Origin of the sequence: Reinekea marina, from assembly GCF_030409715.1 — a bacterium.
Taxonomy (GTDB): Bacteria; Pseudomonadota; Gammaproteobacteria; order Pseudomonadales; family Natronospirillaceae; genus Reinekea; species Reinekea marina.
This window is the reverse complement of the sequence record NZ_JAUFQI010000001.1, coordinates 1,247,705-1,264,879: the sequence shown is the minus strand read 5'-3', so window position 1 is coordinate 1,264,879 and position 17,175 is coordinate 1,247,705. Positions and strand designations below refer to the sequence as shown.

Annotated in this window: 25 protein-coding genes; 5 read left to right on the top strand and 20 right to left on the bottom strand. The window is 44.0% G+C overall.

Annotated features, from left to right (window positions below; translation table 11 throughout):
* The first annotated feature begins 12 nt into the window (after positions 1–12).
* Positions 13–255 carry a rhodanese-like domain-containing protein gene (locus tag QWZ13_RS06620; RefSeq protein WP_290281064.1) on the top strand — a complete coding sequence of 81 codons (243 nt, stop codon included), beginning with the start codon at positions 13–15 and terminating at the stop codon, positions 253–255.
* A 50-nt stretch (positions 256–305) separates the two neighbouring features.
* Here QWZ13_RS06620 and QWZ13_RS06615 read toward each other — a convergent pair whose 3' ends face one another.
* From QWZ13_RS06615 to QWZ13_RS06590, 6 genes are all read right to left on the bottom strand, one after another.
* Positions 306–1,316: a zinc-binding alcohol dehydrogenase family protein gene (locus QWZ13_RS06615; protein ID WP_290281063.1), complete on the bottom strand. Its 1,011-nt coding sequence runs from the start codon at positions 1,314–1,316 to the stop codon at positions 306–308.
* Positions 1,317–1,409: 93 nt separating this feature from the next.
* Entirely contained in the window at positions 1,410–2,177 is a 768-nt protein-coding gene (locus tag QWZ13_RS06610; RefSeq protein ID WP_216001230.1) for an amino acid ABC transporter ATP-binding protein, read from the bottom strand.
* An 11-nt stretch (positions 2,178–2,188) separates the two neighbouring features.
* Entirely contained in the window at positions 2,189–3,304 is a 1,116-nt protein-coding gene (locus QWZ13_RS06605; RefSeq protein WP_290281062.1) for an amino acid ABC transporter permease, read from the bottom strand.
* A gap of 11 nt (positions 3,305–3,315) precedes the next feature.
* Positions 3,316–4,503 carry an amino acid ABC transporter permease gene (locus tag QWZ13_RS06600; protein ID WP_290281061.1) on the bottom strand — a complete coding sequence of 396 codons (1,188 nt, stop codon included), beginning with the start codon at positions 4,501–4,503 and terminating at the stop codon, positions 3,316–3,318.
* A gap of 123 nt (positions 4,504–4,626) precedes the next feature.
* A complete protein-coding gene (locus tag QWZ13_RS06595) occupies positions 4,627–4,749 on the bottom strand; it encodes a hypothetical protein (RefSeq protein ID WP_290281060.1) in 123 nt (40 codons plus the stop codon).
* A complete protein-coding gene (locus QWZ13_RS06590; RefSeq protein ID WP_216001233.1) occupies positions 4,718–5,740 on the bottom strand; it encodes an amino acid ABC transporter substrate-binding protein in 1,023 nt (340 codons plus the stop codon). Before QWZ13_RS06590 ends, QWZ13_RS06595 begins: the two co-directional genes overlap by 32 nt.
* A 53-nt stretch (positions 5,741–5,793) precedes the next feature.
* Here QWZ13_RS06590 and QWZ13_RS06585 point away from each other — a divergent pair, with 53 nt between their 5' ends.
* Positions 5,794–5,949, top strand: a complete 156-nt coding sequence (locus QWZ13_RS06585; protein WP_290281059.1) for a hypothetical protein — start codon at positions 5,794–5,796, stop codon at positions 5,947–5,949.
* Between the two features lie 89 nt (positions 5,950–6,038).
* Here QWZ13_RS06585 and QWZ13_RS06580 read toward each other — a convergent pair whose 3' ends face one another.
* The 9 genes from QWZ13_RS06580 to QWZ13_RS06540 all read right to left on the bottom strand — a co-directional run bounded on the left by QWZ13_RS06580 (position 6,039) and on the right by QWZ13_RS06540 (position 12,185).
* A complete protein-coding gene (locus tag QWZ13_RS06580) occupies positions 6,039–6,449 on the bottom strand; it encodes a YHS domain-containing (seleno)protein (RefSeq protein WP_290281058.1) in 411 nt (136 codons plus the stop codon).
* Positions 6,421–6,579, bottom strand: coding sequence for a hypothetical protein (locus QWZ13_RS06575; protein ID WP_290281057.1), 159 nt, complete (start codon positions 6,577–6,579; stop codon positions 6,421–6,423). The genes QWZ13_RS06580 and QWZ13_RS06575 overlap by 29 nt, the downstream gene beginning before the upstream one ends.
* Positions 6,557–6,964 (bottom strand): PilZ domain-containing protein, encoded by a 408-nt coding sequence (locus tag QWZ13_RS06570; RefSeq protein WP_290281056.1) that lies wholly within the window; start codon positions 6,962–6,964, stop codon positions 6,557–6,559. Before QWZ13_RS06570 ends, QWZ13_RS06575 begins: the two co-directional genes overlap by 23 nt.
* Positions 6,965–7,015: 51 nt before the next feature.
* Entirely contained in the window at positions 7,016–8,236 is a 1,221-nt protein-coding gene (locus QWZ13_RS06565) for an argininosuccinate synthase (RefSeq protein ID WP_216001236.1), read from the bottom strand.
* Between the two features lie 101 nt (positions 8,237–8,337).
* A complete protein-coding gene (gene ntrC, locus QWZ13_RS06560) occupies positions 8,338–9,756 on the bottom strand; it encodes a nitrogen regulation protein NR(I) (protein WP_290281055.1) in 1,419 nt (472 codons plus the stop codon).
* The gene (gene glnL / locus QWZ13_RS06555; protein WP_290281054.1) at positions 9,749–10,825 is read right to left on the bottom strand and encodes a nitrogen regulation protein NR(II); all 1,077 of its coding nucleotides are present in this window, start codon (positions 10,823–10,825) and stop codon (positions 9,749–9,751) included. The genes ntrC and glnL overlap by 8 nt, the downstream gene beginning before the upstream one ends.
* 10 nt (positions 10,826–10,835) lie before the next feature.
* The gene (locus QWZ13_RS06550; protein WP_290281053.1) at positions 10,836–10,967 is read right to left on the bottom strand and encodes a hypothetical protein; all 132 of its coding nucleotides are present in this window, start codon (positions 10,965–10,967) and stop codon (positions 10,836–10,838) included.
* Between the two features lie 30 nt (positions 10,968–10,997).
* Positions 10,998–11,783 carry a class I SAM-dependent methyltransferase gene (locus QWZ13_RS06545; protein WP_290281052.1) on the bottom strand — a complete coding sequence of 262 codons (786 nt, stop codon included), beginning with the start codon at positions 11,781–11,783 and terminating at the stop codon, positions 10,998–11,000.
* A gap of 72 nt (positions 11,784–11,855) precedes the next feature.
* Positions 11,856–12,185 (bottom strand): GNAT family N-acetyltransferase, encoded by a 330-nt coding sequence (locus tag QWZ13_RS06540; RefSeq protein ID WP_290281051.1) that lies wholly within the window; start codon positions 12,183–12,185, stop codon positions 11,856–11,858.
* Positions 12,186–12,297: 112 nt separating this feature from the next.
* Between QWZ13_RS06540 and hisB the strand changes: the two genes are divergently transcribed.
* From hisB to hisF, 3 genes are read left to right on the top strand one after another with little or no spacing between them, the layout of a single operon-like run.
* Positions 12,298–12,888, top strand: a complete 591-nt coding sequence (gene hisB / locus QWZ13_RS06535; protein WP_290281050.1) for an imidazoleglycerol-phosphate dehydratase HisB — start codon at positions 12,298–12,300, stop codon at positions 12,886–12,888.
* Entirely contained in the window at positions 12,885–13,535 is a 651-nt protein-coding gene (gene hisH / locus QWZ13_RS06530; RefSeq protein WP_290281049.1) for an imidazole glycerol phosphate synthase subunit HisH, read from the top strand. The genes hisB and hisH overlap by 4 nt, the downstream gene beginning before the upstream one ends.
* On the top strand, positions 13,536–14,306 hold the full coding sequence (hisF, locus tag QWZ13_RS06525; protein ID WP_290281048.1) for an imidazole glycerol phosphate synthase subunit HisF: 771 nt from the start codon (positions 13,536–13,538) through the stop codon (positions 14,304–14,306).
* Here the strand turns inward: hisF and QWZ13_RS06520 are convergent.
* From QWZ13_RS06520 to QWZ13_RS06500, 5 genes are read right to left on the bottom strand one after another with little or no spacing between them, the layout of a single operon-like run.
* Complete coding sequence (locus QWZ13_RS06520) at positions 14,296–15,435, bottom strand: serine hydrolase domain-containing protein (RefSeq protein ID WP_290281047.1); 1,140 nt, start codon at positions 15,433–15,435, stop codon at positions 14,296–14,298. The two genes, hisF and QWZ13_RS06520, sit on opposite strands and share 11 nt — an antisense overlap.
* Before the next feature lie 43 nt (positions 15,436–15,478).
* Entirely contained in the window at positions 15,479–15,697 is a 219-nt protein-coding gene (locus QWZ13_RS06515; protein ID WP_290281046.1) for a DUF6500 family protein, read from the bottom strand.
* Between the two features lie 22 nt (positions 15,698–15,719).
* A complete protein-coding gene (locus QWZ13_RS06510) occupies positions 15,720–16,001 on the bottom strand; it encodes a putative quinol monooxygenase (RefSeq protein WP_290281045.1) in 282 nt (93 codons plus the stop codon).
* Positions 15,994–16,458 (bottom strand): GNAT family N-acetyltransferase, encoded by a 465-nt coding sequence (locus QWZ13_RS06505; RefSeq protein ID WP_290281044.1) that lies wholly within the window; start codon positions 16,456–16,458, stop codon positions 15,994–15,996. Before QWZ13_RS06505 ends, QWZ13_RS06510 begins: the two co-directional genes overlap by 8 nt.
* Positions 16,458–17,141, bottom strand: a complete 684-nt coding sequence (locus QWZ13_RS06500) for a glutathione S-transferase family protein (protein WP_290281043.1) — start codon at positions 17,139–17,141, stop codon at positions 16,458–16,460. Before QWZ13_RS06500 ends, QWZ13_RS06505 begins: the two co-directional genes overlap by 1 nt.
* Between the last annotated feature and the right edge of the window lie 34 nt (positions 17,142–17,175).

The following is a 17,175-nucleotide window of genomic DNA, read 5'->3' as shown; positions in this document are numbered from 1 at the left end:
GGAAATACTCCAATGCAACATCTAATCGACGTTCGATCACCTGCAGAGTATCAACAAGGTCATGCCCAAGGTGCGATTAATGTGCCTGTAGATCAACTTGCCATTCAACTCAGCAATGGGATGAATTTAGAGAAAACAGAAAGCATTACCGTTTATTGTCTTTCTGGCGGTAGGGCTGGTGTGGCTAAAACGTTGCTCGAGCGAGCAGGCTTTTCAAATGTTACTAATGCCGGCGGTGTTAGCAACTTAATGTAAGCCATCCATTGGGCATGAGCTTGAAAATAAGCTCATGCCGACTAAAAACACTATTCTTCGAACCCGGCTAGAACAATTTTTCCTTTAGCCTTATTACTTTCCAGCAACGCATGAGCGGCTTTTAAGTTGGCAGCATTAATCAATCCGAGACTCTCGTTTGCTGTACTCTTTATATTTTTCGAATCGACTAAGCTGGATACTCGCCTCAGTATTTTATGCTGCTGAATCATGTCGCTTGTTTGGAACAATGATCGAGTAAACATAAACTCCCAATGTATCGACACACTCTTACGCTTAAACGGCATAACATCGAGCACATCCGCGTCATCAATTAGGCCAAACTTACCTTGTGGTGCGATAACTTCTGCAATAGTTGCCAGATGCTGCCCCGTTCCATTTAGGCTTGCAATGTAATTAATGGGTCCTATTTCCAGAGCTTCTAATTGTGATTGTAAGTTTTGACTGTGATTAACGACGAAGTCAGCACCAAGCTCTTTAACCCACTCTTGCGTTTCTTGCCGTGACGCTGAAGCAATAACGGTGAGTTCGGTCAAGGCTTTTGCCAACTGAATCATTATAGAACCGACCCCACCAGACGCGCCTAAAATCAATAGGGTTCCTGTACTGTCTTTGCTGAGACCAAAACGATCAAATAATAACTCCCAGGCCGTGATTGCCGTTAATGGCAGCGCCGCAGCTTGCTCAAAACTTAACGATAGTGGCTTTTCGGCTACAAGGCGTTCATCGACTAATTGAAATTGAGCATTGGACCCAGGGCGATTCATCGCACCGGCATACCAAACTTTGTCGCCTGGCTTAAATAATCGAACATCCGGCCCTACGGCTTCAACCACACCGGCCGCATCAAACCCCAGCACATTATATTGGCCCGCTTCTGCAGCCGCGCGCATACGAATTTTAGTATCTACAGGGTTAACCGACACGGCCTCAACACGAACCAGAATATCTTGTCCACTTGCGACAGGTACTGGCAATTCAATATCCAACAGCGCCTGATCTTCATTTATAGGCAAGGAAGCTTGGTATCCGACAGCTTTCATAACAATTCCTCAAGAGTCGATTTATTTTAATCTATAACGAAAAAAGCCACGCAACCGTGGCTTTCAATTTGATTTTACAGCACTTTGAGTAACTTAGTGCCCTAAAATTTGGCTTAAGAATAGCTTAGTACGATCATTCTCTGGCCGTTCGAAGAAATCTTCAGGGTTGTTTTCTTCGATAATTTGCCCTGCATCCATAAAGATAACGCGGTCAGCTACTTTCTTTGCGAAACCCATTTCGTGGGTTACACAAATCATCGTCATGCCTTCTTCTGCTAATGTCACCATTACATCGAGTACTTCGGCAATCATTTCAGGGTCAAGCGCAGACGTAGGTTCGTCAAATAACATCACTTCTGGCTTCATGCACAGTGAACGCGCAATCGCTACACGTTGCTGCTGGCCACCAGAAAGTTGACCTGGATATTTATTCGCCTGATCTGGAATCTTAACACGCTCTAAATAATGCATGGCGGTCGCTTCGGCTTCCGCTTTAGGTATTTTACGTACCCACATAGGCGCTAAAGTTAAGTTTTCTAGGATGGTTAAGTGCGGAAATAAGTTAAAGTGCTGAAAGCACATACCGACTTCGCGACGAACTTCTTCAATATGCTTAACATCGCTGGTTAACTCAGTACCGTTTACGATGATGCTGCCTTGCTGGTGCTCCTCTAGACGGTTAATACAACGAATCATCGTTGACTTACCAGAACCAGAAGGACCACACACTACGATGCGCTCACCTTTCTTAACGTTTAAATTGATGTCTTTCAAAACATGAAAGTCACCGTACCATTTGTGCATTTTATCAATCTTGATGACGATCTCATCAGATAGTTCACGAGAATTTGCTTCTGTCATGACCTAAATCCTTAATTGCTGTGTCCAGTATCCAACATGCGCTCTAAACGTTGAGAGTAACGACTCATGCTGAAACAAAATATAAAGAAACCAAATGCAGCGAAGACATAGCCTTCAATTGTAAACCCTAACCAATTAGGGTTCGTTGCTGCCATTTGAGCCATACCAAGCAAGTCAAATAAACCAATAATCAATACCAGCGTGGTGTCTTTAAACAGGCCAATAAATGTATTCACAATACCAGGAATTACCATCTTCAATGCTTGAGGAAGAATAATCAGCATGGTGCTCTTGGTGTAGTTTAACCCTAACGCCGCTGCCGCTTCATACTGCCCTTTAGGCATAGCTTGTAAGCCCCCGCGCACCACTTCGGCCATGTAGGCTGAAGAAAACAAGGTGACTCCCACCAAGACTCTTAAGAGCTTATCTGGGCTGATGTCTTCTGGTACGAATAATGGAAACATTACCGATGCCATAAACAGAACGGTAATCAGCGGGATACCACGCCAAAATTCGATGAAGACGACACAGAATGATTTTACAACCGGCATATTAGATCGGCGACCCAGGGCAAGTAATATCCCGATTGGAAGCGACATGACAATACCCGTTACAGCAATCACTAAGGTTAAGAACAAACCACCCCATACCGATGTTTCAACGATTTCCAAACCAAAGCCACCACCATAATAAAGGTAGAAACAAATGATTGGATAAATGACCAACAAGAAGCCAATTAAAGCTAACTTTATGGTGCGTGAAACGGCATTGATGAACAAAGGAATAGCCGCAGCGATGCCTAATATATAGGAAAAGTTAATTCGCCATACCTGATCATCTGGGAATCGGCCATACATTAACTGATCGAACCATACTCGAATAAAGACCCAGCAAGCACCTTCTTTAGAGCATGAGTCTCGGCTATCGCCAGACCAATCAGCTGAAATAATGACCCAATCTATCAAGGGCGGTAAAAACTTAAAGATGATGTACAGTGCAAAAAACGTAAATAAGGTATTTATCCAGTTACTGAATAAATTCTCACGCATCCAATGCACAACACCTACCGAACTGCTCGGAGGTGGTAAGTTAGGATGTTGGCCAACAGGATATTTTTGAGTTGTCATAATATGGCCCCTTACCGCTCAATTAACGCGTTGCGCGCGTTATACCAGTTCATAAGCATAGAAATAAACAAGCTCAAGAATAAATAAACCGCTAATGTCATGCCCATAATCTCAACGGCCTGACCCACTTGGTTAAGCGCTGTACCTGCAAATACCGCGACTAAATCTGGGTATGCAATAGCGGCCGCTAACGATGAGTTCTTCGTTAAGTTTAAGTACTGTGACGTTAAAGGTGGAATAATCACTCGCAATGCCTGAGGAACAATAATCAGTTTCGTTGTCCAGCTTGGCTTAATGCCGAGCGAATAAGCGGCTTCGGTTTGTCCATTGTCGACAGATAAAATACCGGCACGAACAATTTCAGCAATAAATGATGACGTATAAACTGATAACGCAAACACAAGTGCCGCAAACTCAGGTGTCAGTACCATTCCGCCTTGAAAGTTAAAGCCTTTTAGAGCTGGGACATCCCAAGAAAGTGGTAACCCAGTTACAAGGAAAGCCACCAATGGTAAGCCGATAAGCAACCCGAGGGCCGTATATAACACAGGGAATTGTTCGCCGGTTTTCTCTTGGCGAATTCGAGCCCACCGACGTATCGCAAATACCGAAATAATTGCGATAACAACAGCGGCAACTACGAGCCCAAAGCCATCTTCAAAAATGGGTTTCGGGGCAAATAGTCCACGATTAGATAAGAATAAACTTTCTCCAAACTCTAAGGCCTGCTTAGGATTCGGAAGAGGTCTCAATACAGCAAAATACCAGAAAAACAGCTGCAATAAGAGTGGAATGTTTCTAAGCGTGTCTACATAAATTGCCGCCAAACGTGCAATTAGCCAGTTATTTGATAACCGGGCAACACCCATAGTAAAACCAAGCATTGTCGCAAAGAAAATACCAACGACAGACACCAGAATAGTGTTTAGTAAGCCAACAAAGAATACGTCTAAATAAGTGGCACTCTGAGTATACTCAATTAGCGTCTCTGAAATTTTAAAGCCCGTTGTGGTGCCTAAAAAGTCAAAGCCGGTTGAAATACCTCGAGCATCAAGGTTAGTTAGAGTGTTTCGAACAAGGATATAAATAACATACAAGACTAAGGCTAAAAACACACCTTGGAAAATCAGCGCACGTTTTTCAGGATCGCGCCAAAAAGGTGGTTTTGCCGGAGCGTCCGATTTGATTTGATCAGTCACAAATCAGTCTCCCTCAGTGAAAGGTGATACATCAAATTACTTTTTATAATTATGACTCGCTAAAACTAAGCGAATACCTAACTAACAAAACCGAGTCTTAATAACTTTTTATTTTGGGTTTCATTAGAACGAGACAAAACTACAATAAGCCTCTTTAAAACAATAAACGCTGAGAGCAATACTCTCAGCGTTTAACTTAGTTACGCTATAAAACTTAGCGTACTGGTGGCGCGTACATGATGCCACCGTCTTTCCACAAGGTGTTTAGACCGCGTGGTAATTCAAGTGGTTTAACGTTACGATCCCAAATTTCACCGTAGTTACCTACTTGGCTAACAATGTTGTAGGCCCACTCTGCATCCAGACCTAGGTTTGCACCTAAAGAACCGTCTGCACCAATGAAGCGCTTAACACCTGGTGATGCAGAAGCGTCACCTTTTACTTTGCCAATGTTAGATGAGTTTAGACCCATCTCTTCAGCTTCTACTGTTGCATTGATAGACCAAGCAACGATATCTAACATTTGGTCGTCACCGTGAGCAACTGCAGGGCCTAATGGCTCTTTAGAGATAATCTCAGGTAATACCATGTGAGCCGCTGGCTCTGCTAGCTTAGTACGTTGAGCCGCAAGACCCGAAGCATCCGTGGTGTATACATCACAACGACCATTGTCGTAAGCTGCTACAACTTCGTCTGCTTTTTCAAATACAACTGGCTCAAAGCTCATGCCGTTTGCACGGAAATAGTCTGCTAAGTTCAATTCTGTCGTAGTACCTTGGTTAGTACATACAGATGCACCATCTAATTCCAATGCACTGGTAACACCTAGATCTTTACGAACCATGAAGCCTTGACCGTCGTAGTAAGTTACGCCAGCAAAGTTAATACCTAAAGAGGTATCACGAGTCTGAGTCCAAGTAGTGTTACGAGATAGCATATCGATTTCACCAGACTGAAGTGCGGTGAAACGCTCTTTAGCTGATAATGGAGTGTATTTAACTTTAGATGCATCGCCAAAAATTGCGGCTGCTACAGCACGACAAAAATCAACGTCTAGACCTGTCCAGTTACCATTTTCGTCAGAGTTAGAGAAGCCTGGTAGACCTTGGCTCACACCACACTGTAAAAAACCTTTTTCTTTAACTCCATCTAGAACTTCACCGGCTTGAGCGGTAGACATCATCATAGTTGATGAAATTGCAACGCCAAGGGTGGTAAGGACTGCCTTCTTAAACATAAGAATCTCCTGCATTTTTTTATTATTAACTTCCTTCAGCCAACATGGGTAATGTGGCATCGGTTTGTTTGCCCAGCCAGCCTAGCACGCTTCCATGTAAAGTCGAACCTTTTAATGAATTCGCCCTAGTGCAACTGTTCTGTGTGAAAAGTTACATAAAGGTGCGGAGCGAGTCAACCATTAAGGTTCAGCCGCCATTCAGGAAATAAATGATCAACATACTAAGCAAAACTGAGCGCCTAGACCTCAATATGCACAACCTAGGCCAAGTCTAAATTCGCGGCTAATCGACCTCTTTTTAAAACGATGTTTTAAATTCGGTCCAGTTCTGCTCAGCCAGCGCAATCTGTGACGATTGCCTCATCGCCCATTGTGCCCGCCCCCACTTTGAAAAGAATAAATATAGCTTTCCATCGATCACCCTGAAAAGGCTTGGATCAGCCAAAACTAAGTGCCCATCACTGAGCCCATTGGCGCAATGGCCGGCAAATTGAGGGGTGTATTTGGGTGGATTTTGTTCAAAAATATTTTTATTTTTTTGTGATGAAAAGTACCAAATTGCACCAGCATGTTGCACTTGGTAATCAGATTGACCCATTACAGCTCGTGAGTTTGAAAAATAGGCAACGGTGTCGAAACCATTAATAGCTACGTTCTGATCATTTTTATTTCTGAAGGTATCAGAATAAGCCACCGAAGTGCCGATCAATATGACACATATTAGAGATAAAAAATTGGATAAGCGTTTCATGATTGGTCTCGTTTTTTAACTTGTAGAGATCAAGACATGCAAAAGTTGAGATAGTTTCAATTCTTTTACCTGGGGAAGTCGCCAGCATATTTGTCAATCCATTCTTCGGCGGCTTGCTGACCATCTAAATTGCGCCCTTCTCGGTTCAACACATATCGTTTGTAATGCTCTATGTGGCAGACCTGCTCAACCATTCGAAAGCCGAAAGCCTCTGCTTCGTTTTCAAACTTAACGCCGACATGATAGTAATGGTCCACCTTTTTACACCACATGACCTTACAGGTAGCTTCAAAGCTAGGCTCTTGAACGTATATATTTACTTGAATCAGCTCGCCCGGCGGAAGGTAATAATCGGTACTAAAACTGAGGCCACCAGCACTGACATCTAGCAATGCATTACGTATACAGTAATAGTGATCTTGCAACACACAGTTGATAGGAATGTCTGTTGGGTGTCGGATAAAGCTACGCATACTTCCCCTTATTGCACCGTATTTCGCACAATAAGAGGAGTATAGACTGATTTAAAGAGGGCTGCGTCCTTTTGAGGCGGCTATTTTTAATCGCAGTGCGTTCAGCTTAATGAAGCCTTCGGCATCTTGTTGATCATAGGCGCCAGCATCGTCTTCCATCGTGGCAATATTTTCGTCAAACAATGTGTCATTTGAGCGGCGACCCACAACGATAACATTCCCTTTGTAAAGTTTAAGGCGAACGTCTCCATTTACATGCTCTTGAGAAGAGTCGATCATCTCTTGCATCATTTTACGTTCCGGGCTCCACCAGTAACCATTGTAAATTAACTCGGCGTATTTCGGCATGAGACTGTCTTTTAAATGCGCGACTTCACGATCTAAGGTAATGGACTCTATCGCACGGTGAGCACGTAACATGATGGTGCCGCCCGGCGTTTCATAGCATCCACGCGCCTTCATACCGACGTATCGGTTTTCAACGATATCTATTCGACCAATGCCATTGTCACCGCCCACTTTGTTCAAGTAAGTCAGCACTTCAGCGGGTGACATTGCTTTGCCATCAATTGCAACAATATCACCTTTTTCATAGGTTAATTCGATATAGGTAGGTGTATCTGGTGCGGCCTCTGGGCTAACAGACCAACGCCACATATCTTCTTCTGCTTCAACCCAAGGGTCTTCTAGAATGCCACTCTCGTAAGAAATGTGTAGCAGATTAGCGTCCATGGAATAAGGCGATTTCTTACCGGCTTTGTTGAAATCTACCGGAATATCATGCTCTTCACAGTAGGCCATTAAAGTTTCTCGAGAGGTTAGCTCCCACTCGCGCCAAGGCGCTACAACTTTCACACCTGGTTTCAACGCATAAGCGCCCAGTTCAAAACGCACTTGATCATTACCTTTACCCGTTGCGCCATGAGCAATGGCATCAGCGCCGGTTTCGTTGGCAATTTCGATTAAGCGTTTTGCAATTAACGGTCGTGCAATAGAGGTGCCCAGCAAATATTCACCTTCATAAATGGTGTTTGCCCGAAACATTGGGTATACATAATCGCGCACAAACTCTTCGCGTAAGTCTTCGATAAAAATTTCTTTAATGCCTAACGCTTGTGCTTTTGCACGAGCAGGCTCTACTTCTTCACCTTGGCCTAAGTCGGCTGTAAAAGTCACTACTTCACAGTTGTATGTTTCACTGATCCATTTTGCGATCACAGACGTGTCTAGCCCGCCTGAATAAGCAAGGACGACTTTTTTGATATCGGACATGTATACCCCGTTTTGTATCACTGGATTGAATGGAATGGTACTTTCGTATTCTAAGTAGAATAGCCAATAATCACCAGTGAATTAGATGCAATTCATTCTTTTCATTCTTCATCACTGCTCTCAAGCCCTAGCTCCTTTATTTTTCGAGTCAAGGTATTACGCCCCCACCCTAATAACTCGGCCGCATCACGTTTACGGCCTGCGGTTTGCTTGAGTGCCGCTTCAATCATCACCTGCTCAAATGCGGGCAAGGCGCTGTCTAAAATTCTCTTTTCGCCATTAGCCAACTCACTGGATGCCCAGTTTCTCAAGGCTTGCTGCCAACTGCCCTGACCCACTTCAACAACGGCAGATTCATCACGCAATTCCGGTGGTAGGTCATTCAACAATACCTCATGGCTTGAGGCCATTACGGTGATCCATCGACAGGTATTTTCTAACTGACGAACATTACCCGGCCAAGGCAGGTTCGATAAAAATGCTTCGGTTTCAGGGCGTAAGACTTTCGGTTCCACATCGAGTTCTTTTGCGGCCTTATGGAGAAAAAAATTCAATAGCTTTGGAATATCTTCTCGTCGATCGCTGAGCTTTGGAATGTGTATTCGGATAACATTAAGGCGATGGAACAAATCTTCGCGAAAACGCCCTTGCTCCACCAGCTTTTCTAAATCTTGATGTGTCGCTGCAATAATTCTAACGTTCACTTTTACGGGTGTATGACCCCCTACTCGATAAAACTCACTGTCGGCAAGTACTCGCAACAATCTAGTTTGCGTTTCTGCCGGCATGTCGCCTATTTCATCTAAAAACAAGGTACCACCATCGGCCTGTTCAAAGCGGCCTCTACGCTGGTTTTGCGCGCCGGTAAAAGCACCTTTTTCATGCCCAAACAACTCAGATTCCATCAAATCTTTGGGAATAGCCGCCATGTTTAAAGCGATGAAAGGCTCTTCTTTTCGCGGACTATGGCGATGCAGAGCTTGAGCGACGAGCTCCTTACCAGTACCAGATTCGCCGTTAATCAAGACAGTAATGTTACTTTGCGCCAATCTCCCAATCGCTCGAAACACTTCTTGCATGGCTGGCGCTTCACCAATGATTTCCATCGCAGCACTTTGGCTATTCGACAACGCAGCTGGTCCTTGTTGCGCGCTGTGCTCTAGCGCTCTTTCCACGAGTGCCGTGGCTTCATCTACATCGAAAGGCTTGGGTAAGTACTCGAATGCTCCGCCCTGAAAAGAAGCCACGGCACTGTCTAGATCGGAATGCGCGGTCATGATGATCACCGGCAAATCTGGATGCGTTTCATGGATTTTATTTAACAATTCTAAACCATCCATTCCTTCCATTCTTACATCGCTGATAATCACATCTGGCGCACGGTTCTCAAGCCTTGCTAACAAGGATTCACCGTTTTCAAATACCGAGCATTCATAGCCTCGCTTGCCCATAGCTCGTTCAAGCACCCAACGAATAGAGCGGTCGTCATCGACCACCCAAACCAGCGGTTGATCAGTCATGCGCACCCTCCAAAGGTAAATATACACTAAACACAGTTTGTTCGGAGTCGCTATCGCACTCGACTAAGCCACCGTGTAGATGAACTAATTGCTGAACCAATGAAAGCCCTAATCCTGTACCAGAGGCACGACCCGAGATCATTGGATAAAATATTTTTTCTAACAAGTCTTTATCGACTCCAGGGCCGTTATCGATGACATCGACGCGAGCGACTAAACGGTGACGTTGCTGACGAATCGTAAACTGCCTAACGGTTCGGGTACGAAGAATGATTTCACCATGAGATTGCTCACCATCGCTCAATGATTGCCAAGCATTGCGACAGATATTCAGGAACACTTGAATAAGTTGCGCCTCATCAGCGATAAAATCAGGAATGCTGGGGTCGTAATCACGTTTAATGATAATTTTATCGCCCGCCTCAGCATTGATGAGTGCAAAAACTCGCTCTAGCGCTTGATGCACATTCATGGACGTGAATTTCGGAAGCTGGTTAGAACCGAGCAGGCGGTCAACCAACGTTCTAAGCCGATCAGCCTCCTCAATAATCACTTGAGTATATTCTTTCAACTCCGCGCTATTAAGCTCCAAAGCCAGTAGCTGAGCCGCACCTCGAATGCCACCTAAGGGGTTTTTAATTTCATGCGCCAACCCTCGAACAAGGTGGCGACTGGTTTCCGTTTGATCGATCAGGCCTTCATCTCGGCTAATTTTTATGGCCCGATCCGCCGGCAGCATCTCTACAATGACACTGAGCTTTTGATCTTCTAAAAACGGACTGACGATAAAATCTAAGGTCACCGACTCTCGATGCACCAACGCCCAAGTACTAGAACGGACGGAAACTGAAGCACCTTCTTTCACCGCCGCCTGTAATACTTCGCTCACTTCTGTTGAATCTAAAAATGAGTCTAAAAATGACTGACCAACGATCTGATTCGCTGAGCGCACCATGAGCAACTCAGCCGACGGGTTTACATGCACAACTCTAAAGTCAGCATCTAAAACAGCAACGGCTGTAAATTGATGTTCAATAATGCGTTTGAATGACTGTTCTTGGGCTAACAATGTTCACACCCTACTTTTTAATTGCTAAAGAGAAACGCAAAAAGTAGGCCAGCCAACACACCAAGGATAAAACTAGGGTATATCGGCTATTTCGCACAGCTTTAGCGCTTAATACTGAAATTAAAGCACCAAAATAGTACAATTAGTAGTTTTAACGCACCAAAACTGTGCGTTAACGGTAAGCGATAAAGAAGCCCGAAGCGGGAGTGAGCCTTATCTTTCCTGACTGAGACAGGAGCGTTTCTAACGAATGGGACAACTCTGCTTCATGCTGTGTCACCCAAGGAGACAATGCTCCCTTCATCGTTTTATGTAGGTAAGTCAATATTGGCTCTATTGAAGTGACATGCAGCTTGTTGTCGTATTCAAACTGATCGACACGGTCAAAATTCTTTATTAATTGTTGATAGCCATTTTCAAGACCAAAGACGTCCGCCCATTTTTCCGAGGACCAAGGTAATTCGCGATCTATTTGGCGTAATAGTGCGACCAATTCGTGCAAGTGTTGAGAACCAACAGTAGAGCACACCAACATACCTCCAGGCTTTATATGCTCAGCAATCTGCGACAAAACCAACTCTATGTCCTTCGCGTAAAACAAATTATGGTTTGCAATCACGACATCGAAGCGCTGCCCCCCTAAATTTAACGCATTGATATCCAGGGTCCCGAAACTCAACTGGCAATCGTTTGAAATGCTTTCGCTTAGCTCTAACTTAGCTTGATTTAAGTAGCCTTCGTTTATATCGGTCAATAAGAGTTCGGTATGCCGACACTGAGCCAAAAGCGTATGCCAAAGGTGTCCGTTTCCTGCCCCCAGCTCTAACACCCGCTTATCAGATAGCGAAGGCAATAGACCTGCAAGCCATTGATAAAAATTTTGTTGCCCTGTGGTGAAATCATATAAACGGATTCGAGAATGAGATTCAGCATCGATATTTACGGTATAAGACGGCATATTACTACTTACCTATTTCTATTATTGTTTTACTGTAATGCGATATTTTCACTATTCAGTGAAGGTGCTTTTTTATTTTTGCTCAAAGTGCTGCAATGTAGTTGGCCATTTTGCCGCGGGGTAATGCTCATTGATGAGCTGAGCCATGCGCGAACCAACACCTCGCCCTTGTGTTGCTAAATGCACCGCAAAACCCTGAATACATTGGTCTTCTAACCATAAAAAGCCCACGACTCGTTCATTAAACCACCCTAACCATAAGGTATATTGATCAGGCTTATTTAGGTATTGTTGCCAAAGTGAGTTGAGCGCAGATGATTCAGGTATTGACGCTAAAATACGCTCACAAGCGGCTAATGTCTTTGGATCAATAGAGCTTATTTTGGAAATTGTAACTGGCACGAGGACTCCGGGCTGGTTTGATTCGATGCATACTTATATAATGGATTTTATTCAAAGCGACGGCAAGATACGTTGCCACAGTATTTAAATCAATGATCAAAGAGAGATGACTATGGGTCGCCAAGCGACGGTTGAACGCAACACCAATGAAACTAAGATCAAAGTATCCGTGAATTTAGACGGTACGGGCCAAGCTAAACTTAATTCTGGCATGCCTTTCCTTGATCATATGCTTGACCAAATCGCACGCCACGGACTCATAGATTTAGATATTGTGTGCGATGGAGACACCCACATCGACGATCATCACAGTGCAGAAGATGTTGGCATAACACTGGGAATGGCCATCGCTCAAGCCGTGGGTGACAAAAAAGGGCTCACTCGATACGGACACAGCTATGTACCGCTTGATGAGGCTTTATCACGCGTTGTAATCGATTTCTCTGGTCGACCAGGATTAGACCTTAACTGTGAATTTACACGCGGACGTATCGGTTCTTTCGATGTTGATTTATTCGGTGAATTTTTCCAAGGCTTCGTGAATCACGCCCTAGTTACATTGCACATTGATAACCTCAAAGGTAAAAACTCTCATCATCAGGCTGAGACAATTTTTAAAGCATTTGGGCGCGCGCTTCGCATGGCTTTGTCGGTTGATGTGCGCATGGGCAATGTTATTCCTTCCACAAAGGGCAGCTTGTGAGTCAAAAACTTCTCACCATTATTGATTACGGCATGGGCAATTTACACTCAGTCGCTAAAGCACTAGAAGCTGTTGCCCCGCAATTTCAAATAGAAATCACCAACGACCGCGCACGCATCTTAGAAGCCGATCACGTGGTTTTACCTGGCGTTGGGGCTATACGAGATTGCATGGCTGAGATCCGCCGACAACAAGTTGATGAAGTGGTTGCTGAAAACTTAGCCAGCGGCAAACCTTTTTTAGGCATCTGCGTAGGCATGCAAGCGCTAATGGCCCACAGTGATGAAAATCAAGGCATAGACTGTTTGAATCAATTTGACGGCCATGTTCATCGCTTTCCTTCAGGGTTAATAGATTCACACGGTTTACCCATGAAGGTCCCTCACATGGGCTGGAATCATGTTACAAAGACCAAAGATCACCCTATTTGGAACAGCATTGAATCGGATAGCCACTTTTATTTTGTTCACAGCTACTTCGTAGAACCGCACGAGAATTACAGTGCGGGTATATGCCATTACGGCACCGATTTCGCTGCCATGATTTATCGCGACAACCTGTTTGCAACCCAATTCCACCCAGAAAAAAGTGCTGAAGCAGGCTTGCAGCTGTTGAAAAATTTCACCCAATGGAACGGAACCTTATAAATGCCCCTGGCAAAACGAATTATTCCCTGCTTAGACGTAGACCAAGGCCGTGTCGTTAAAGGCGTCAATTTTTTAAATATCCGTGACGCTGGGGATCCAGTCGAAGTAGCGCGCCGTTACAATGAACAAGGCGCGGACGAAATTACCATGCTCGACATAACCGCGACGCATGAAGGTCGCGACACTATGATTGAAACCGTTAAAGCCATTGCTGGCCAAGTGTTTATACCACTCACAGTAGGCGGTGGCATCCGCAAAGTTGACGATATACGCGCTATGCTCAATGCAGGGGCCGATAAAGTCGGCATAAACAGTGCGGCAATACATAACCCTGAGTTTGTGAAAGAGGCCTCGCAGCGATTTGGCGCTCAGTGTATTGTGGTAGCCATCGATGCGAAACAGGTCGGTGATCATTGGGAGATATTCACCCACGGTGGGCGAAACCCTACTGGGATTAATGCGGTCGAATGGGCCAAAAAAATGGCCGACTACGGAGCCGGTGAGATACTTCTGACCAGCATGGATCAAGACGGCGTAAAAAGTGGTTTTGATTTGGCTTTAACACGCGCCGTTGCTGATGCCGTAGATATACCAGTCATTGCCAGTGGTGGCGTTGGAAATTTAGATCACTTAGCGCAGGGCGTGCTTGAAGGCCATGCTGATGCCGTTTTAGCGGCGAGCATTTTCCACTTTGGGGAATACTCGATTCAGGAAGCCAAACAGCACATGATGGATCGTGGTATCGAAATGAGACTGCCGGCTAAACGGTAGTCATCGCTTTTTTTAGGTTTTTAGCAATTGAATTAAATAAGAACCCGAACGCCGGCACGCGCAACGCGTTTGATGAGTTATCTAAAACGACAATGAGACTTTCATTGATTAAGTCGCGGTAGATATACGAGGAAAACCCCTGCCAACCGCCGGCATGCTCTACGCTCTGCCTTTTAGGGTCAATGACCCAGCCAAAACCATAGTTAGAAAGCTTGCCCGAGTTCAGTTTGGCTGGTTCAAAAGCTTGTTGAATTTTATCCAATGGTAAAAGTGTGCCTTGATACAAGGCTTTATCCCACAATGCTAAATCTGATGCGCTTGAATATACGCTGCCATCTCCATACACCCCGTCCATTTCGTTTAGGTCTTTCGACTGCTTAGCGCCCCCGAACAATCCATGCTTTTTTCCATAACCAAACACTCTAAATTCGGGCTCTTGCGTACTTAAACGATTATAAATTTGACTATCTCTCATATTGAGAGGCAGAAAAACGGCCTCGCTCATAAAATCAGGAAATGACTGACCGCTAACGCGATGAATTATCTCAGCCAAAACTACATAGCCGGTATTGCTATAGGCAAACTTTGCACCCGGCTCAAACTGACGATTAGGCTTTAGGGTTTGAAAAGCTGCTAAGACTCTGTCGGTGGTTATTAAATCTTCCCCTTTATAGAACGAATTAACGACACGCATATAATCGGGTAAGCCTGAGGTATGATTTAACAGATGTCGAATGGTAATATCTGAATAAAATGACAGCTCAGGAATATAGTTTGCCAATGGATCTTCTAGCGACAACTCCCCTCGATGCTCCAGGATAAGGATGCCCATCGCCGTGAACTGCTTTGAAACGGACGCTAAATTAAAAGACGAACGTTCGTTTAATAAAGTGGATTCAGATTCGTCACTATAACCGAACGGTTTATTAAACAGCACCTCTCCTTGTTGCGCTAATAAAACAGACCCATTAAATTTATCGACCTTATGGACTTTTGTTAGCCAATGATCAATAGCAGCCATTTTATCTTCTAAAGACAAGCCTTGCGTCAAGTTCAGTTTCGGAATTCGAATAAAAAGATAGATCGTAAACAAAAGCGTATTCAACACCAATACAACAGCCAATAACATAAACGCTCTCCTAATCTATTATTAACTATAAGCTTTTGCTCTACTATTGTCCTGAGAGCACCATCTGCTTAATTTTAACAGCCTTTTCAAAATGATCGAGCTGATGCGTTTCTATCCACCAACGAGCCGCTTCCATCAGAACTTCGGGCTGATCATTTTTATTTTTAAAAAACGCATAAAAGGACAATCCAACCGACGCACCCTTTTTGCCAATTTTCTCATCGCAAACTTGAACTATTTTAGTTCTTAAATCTGATCTCATGTGAATCCTATATTTTTACAGACTAATCTTCATTAATAATACGGTAATGACGATCAAAGTCTTTGGTTATTTCATACCAAGCTGAGTTTTGCGTACGGCTTTGATGCGCTTCAAAGGCCGCGCTGTCTATGAACGCTTCCTCAACCAACAACTTACAAGGCTCGTTTTCATCTTGATTAACGATAAATTTTAAGCACCCCGGTTCTGCGCGGGTAAGTGCCAAATGTAACGATAAGTGCTCTAAAACTATTGCTAGGCATTGAGGCGGTATCATTATATGGCCAGTTAAACGCACCTTAGACATCGACACCCTCAAATGACTTTCGAAATAATAGAAAATGCTCTTCTTCACCGCTCAAGTGATACCCTAGGGATCGATAAAGACTCACTGCTTTGGTATTTATTTTAAAACTAGAAAGCGTAATATCTCGCTGCTCTAACCTTGCCATAGAATGGATAAACTCCATTACTTTGCGCCCGTACCCTCTATTTTGCCATTGTGGTTTCAAAATAAGTAAATGAATATGGATAGCCTGATCATAGCGTTTAAAACAAAGGTACCCTATTTCCTCTTTTTCAAACTCCAGCCAATAAAACCAATGTGGTTTATAGTCATCCATCATGCGTTGCTTCTGAAAAGCATCGTCCCAGCCAAAAACTTCGTCAACGAATGGGAAAAGCTCTGCTTTGGTCAGATCAAAAACTTGTGATGAATAAGGGTCTTCCATGGGCTTTATTGCAACGCCCTTAATACCATTCATCAGACTCTTGCCTTCATTGGCATAAAATTGGGGAGTTTTCTAACTCGATCAAGCCAAGCCAAAATAGACGGGTAGGCTTCTAAATCAAAACCGCCTTGATCCGCTACGTGGGTGTAGGCAAACAACGAAATATCGGCGGTAGTCGGGTATACACCTGTTAAAAACGGGGTTTGAGATAACTGATGTTCCATAACTTTTAAGGCTTTATAGCCACCGTCTTTTTTGTCTTCAAATTCAGCCCGCTTAGAATCGGGCAAACCTAAATATAACTTAATGAAGCGCGCTACGGCGATATACGGCTCGTGACTGTATTGCTCAAAGAACTGCCACTGCTGTGTTTTTGCAAACTCGAAACCATCACCAGGCAATAGCGTTGTACCGTGAGCTATGTAATTGACGATAGCGTTAGACTCTGAAATGCAACGCCCATCTTCAAGCTCTAACACGGGTATTTTGCCCAATGGATTTTTCGCTAAAAACGCATGTTTAGATTGATCGCCAGATAAAATATCAACAGGCACCCATTCATAGTCAACGGAAAGAAGCGCACAAACCAATTGCACTTTATAGCAATTACCCGATTGACTATCTCCATATATTTTCATCACCATTCCTTTTAATAAAACCCACAAAAAAGCAGCGCTCGTTGAAAGAGATGCTGCTTTGTTTTCAATGTTATTCACTTGCGGCTAACATTTTGCAGGAAAATAAAAGCCG

Bases quoted from the DNA above. Each gene is read 5' to 3' on its own strand.
- QWZ13_RS06615 (WP_290281063.1), bottom strand. From the start codon at position 1,316: ATGAAAGCTGTCGGATACCAAGCTTCCTTGCCTATAAATGAAGATCAG.
- QWZ13_RS06520 (WP_290281047.1), bottom strand. From the start codon at position 15,435: ATGTTATTGGCTGTTGTATTGGTGTTGAATACGCTTTTGTTTACGATC.
- QWZ13_RS06515 (WP_290281046.1), bottom strand. From the start codon at position 15,697: ATGAGATCAGATTTAAGAACTAAAATAGTTCAAGTTTGCGATGAGAAA.
- QWZ13_RS06575 (WP_290281057.1), bottom strand. From the start codon at position 6,579: ATGCTGGCGACTTCCCCAGGTAAAAGAATTGAAACTATCTCAACTTTT.
- QWZ13_RS06590 (WP_216001233.1), bottom strand. From the start codon at position 5,740: ATGTTTAAGAAGGCAGTCCTTACCACCCTTGGCGTTGCAATTTCATCA.
- QWZ13_RS06545 (WP_290281052.1), bottom strand. From the start codon at position 11,783: ATGCCGTCTTATACCGTAAATATCGATGCTGAATCTCATTCTCGAATC.
- QWZ13_RS06565 (WP_216001236.1), bottom strand. From the start codon at position 8,236: ATGTCCGATATCAAAAAAGTCGTCCTTGCTTATTCAGGCGGGCTAGAC.
- QWZ13_RS06605 (WP_290281062.1), bottom strand. From the start codon at position 3,304: ATGACAACTCAAAAATATCCTGTTGGCCAACATCCTAACTTACCACCT.
- hisF (WP_290281048.1), top strand. From the start codon at position 13,536: ATGCCCCTGGCAAAACGAATTATTCCCTGCTTAGACGTAGACCAAGGC.
- QWZ13_RS06510 (WP_290281045.1), bottom strand. From the start codon at position 16,001: ATGTCTAAGGTGCGTTTAACTGGCCATATAATGATACCGCCTCAATGC.
- QWZ13_RS06610 (WP_216001230.1), bottom strand. From the start codon at position 2,177: ATGACAGAAGCAAATTCTCGTGAACTATCTGATGAGATCGTCATCAAG.
- QWZ13_RS06505 (WP_290281044.1), bottom strand. From the start codon at position 16,458: ATGAATGGTATTAAGGGCGTTGCAATAAAGCCCATGGAAGACCCTTAT.
- hisB (WP_290281050.1), top strand. From the start codon at position 12,298: ATGGGTCGCCAAGCGACGGTTGAACGCAACACCAATGAAACTAAGATC.
- QWZ13_RS06620 (WP_290281064.1), top strand. From the start codon at position 13: ATGCAACATCTAATCGACGTTCGATCACCTGCAGAGTATCAACAAGGT.
- QWZ13_RS06570 (WP_290281056.1), bottom strand. From the start codon at position 6,964: ATGCGTAGCTTTATCCGACACCCAACAGACATTCCTATCAACTGTGTG.
- ntrC (WP_290281055.1), bottom strand. From the start codon at position 9,756: ATGACTGATCAACCGCTGGTTTGGGTGGTCGATGACGACCGCTCTATT.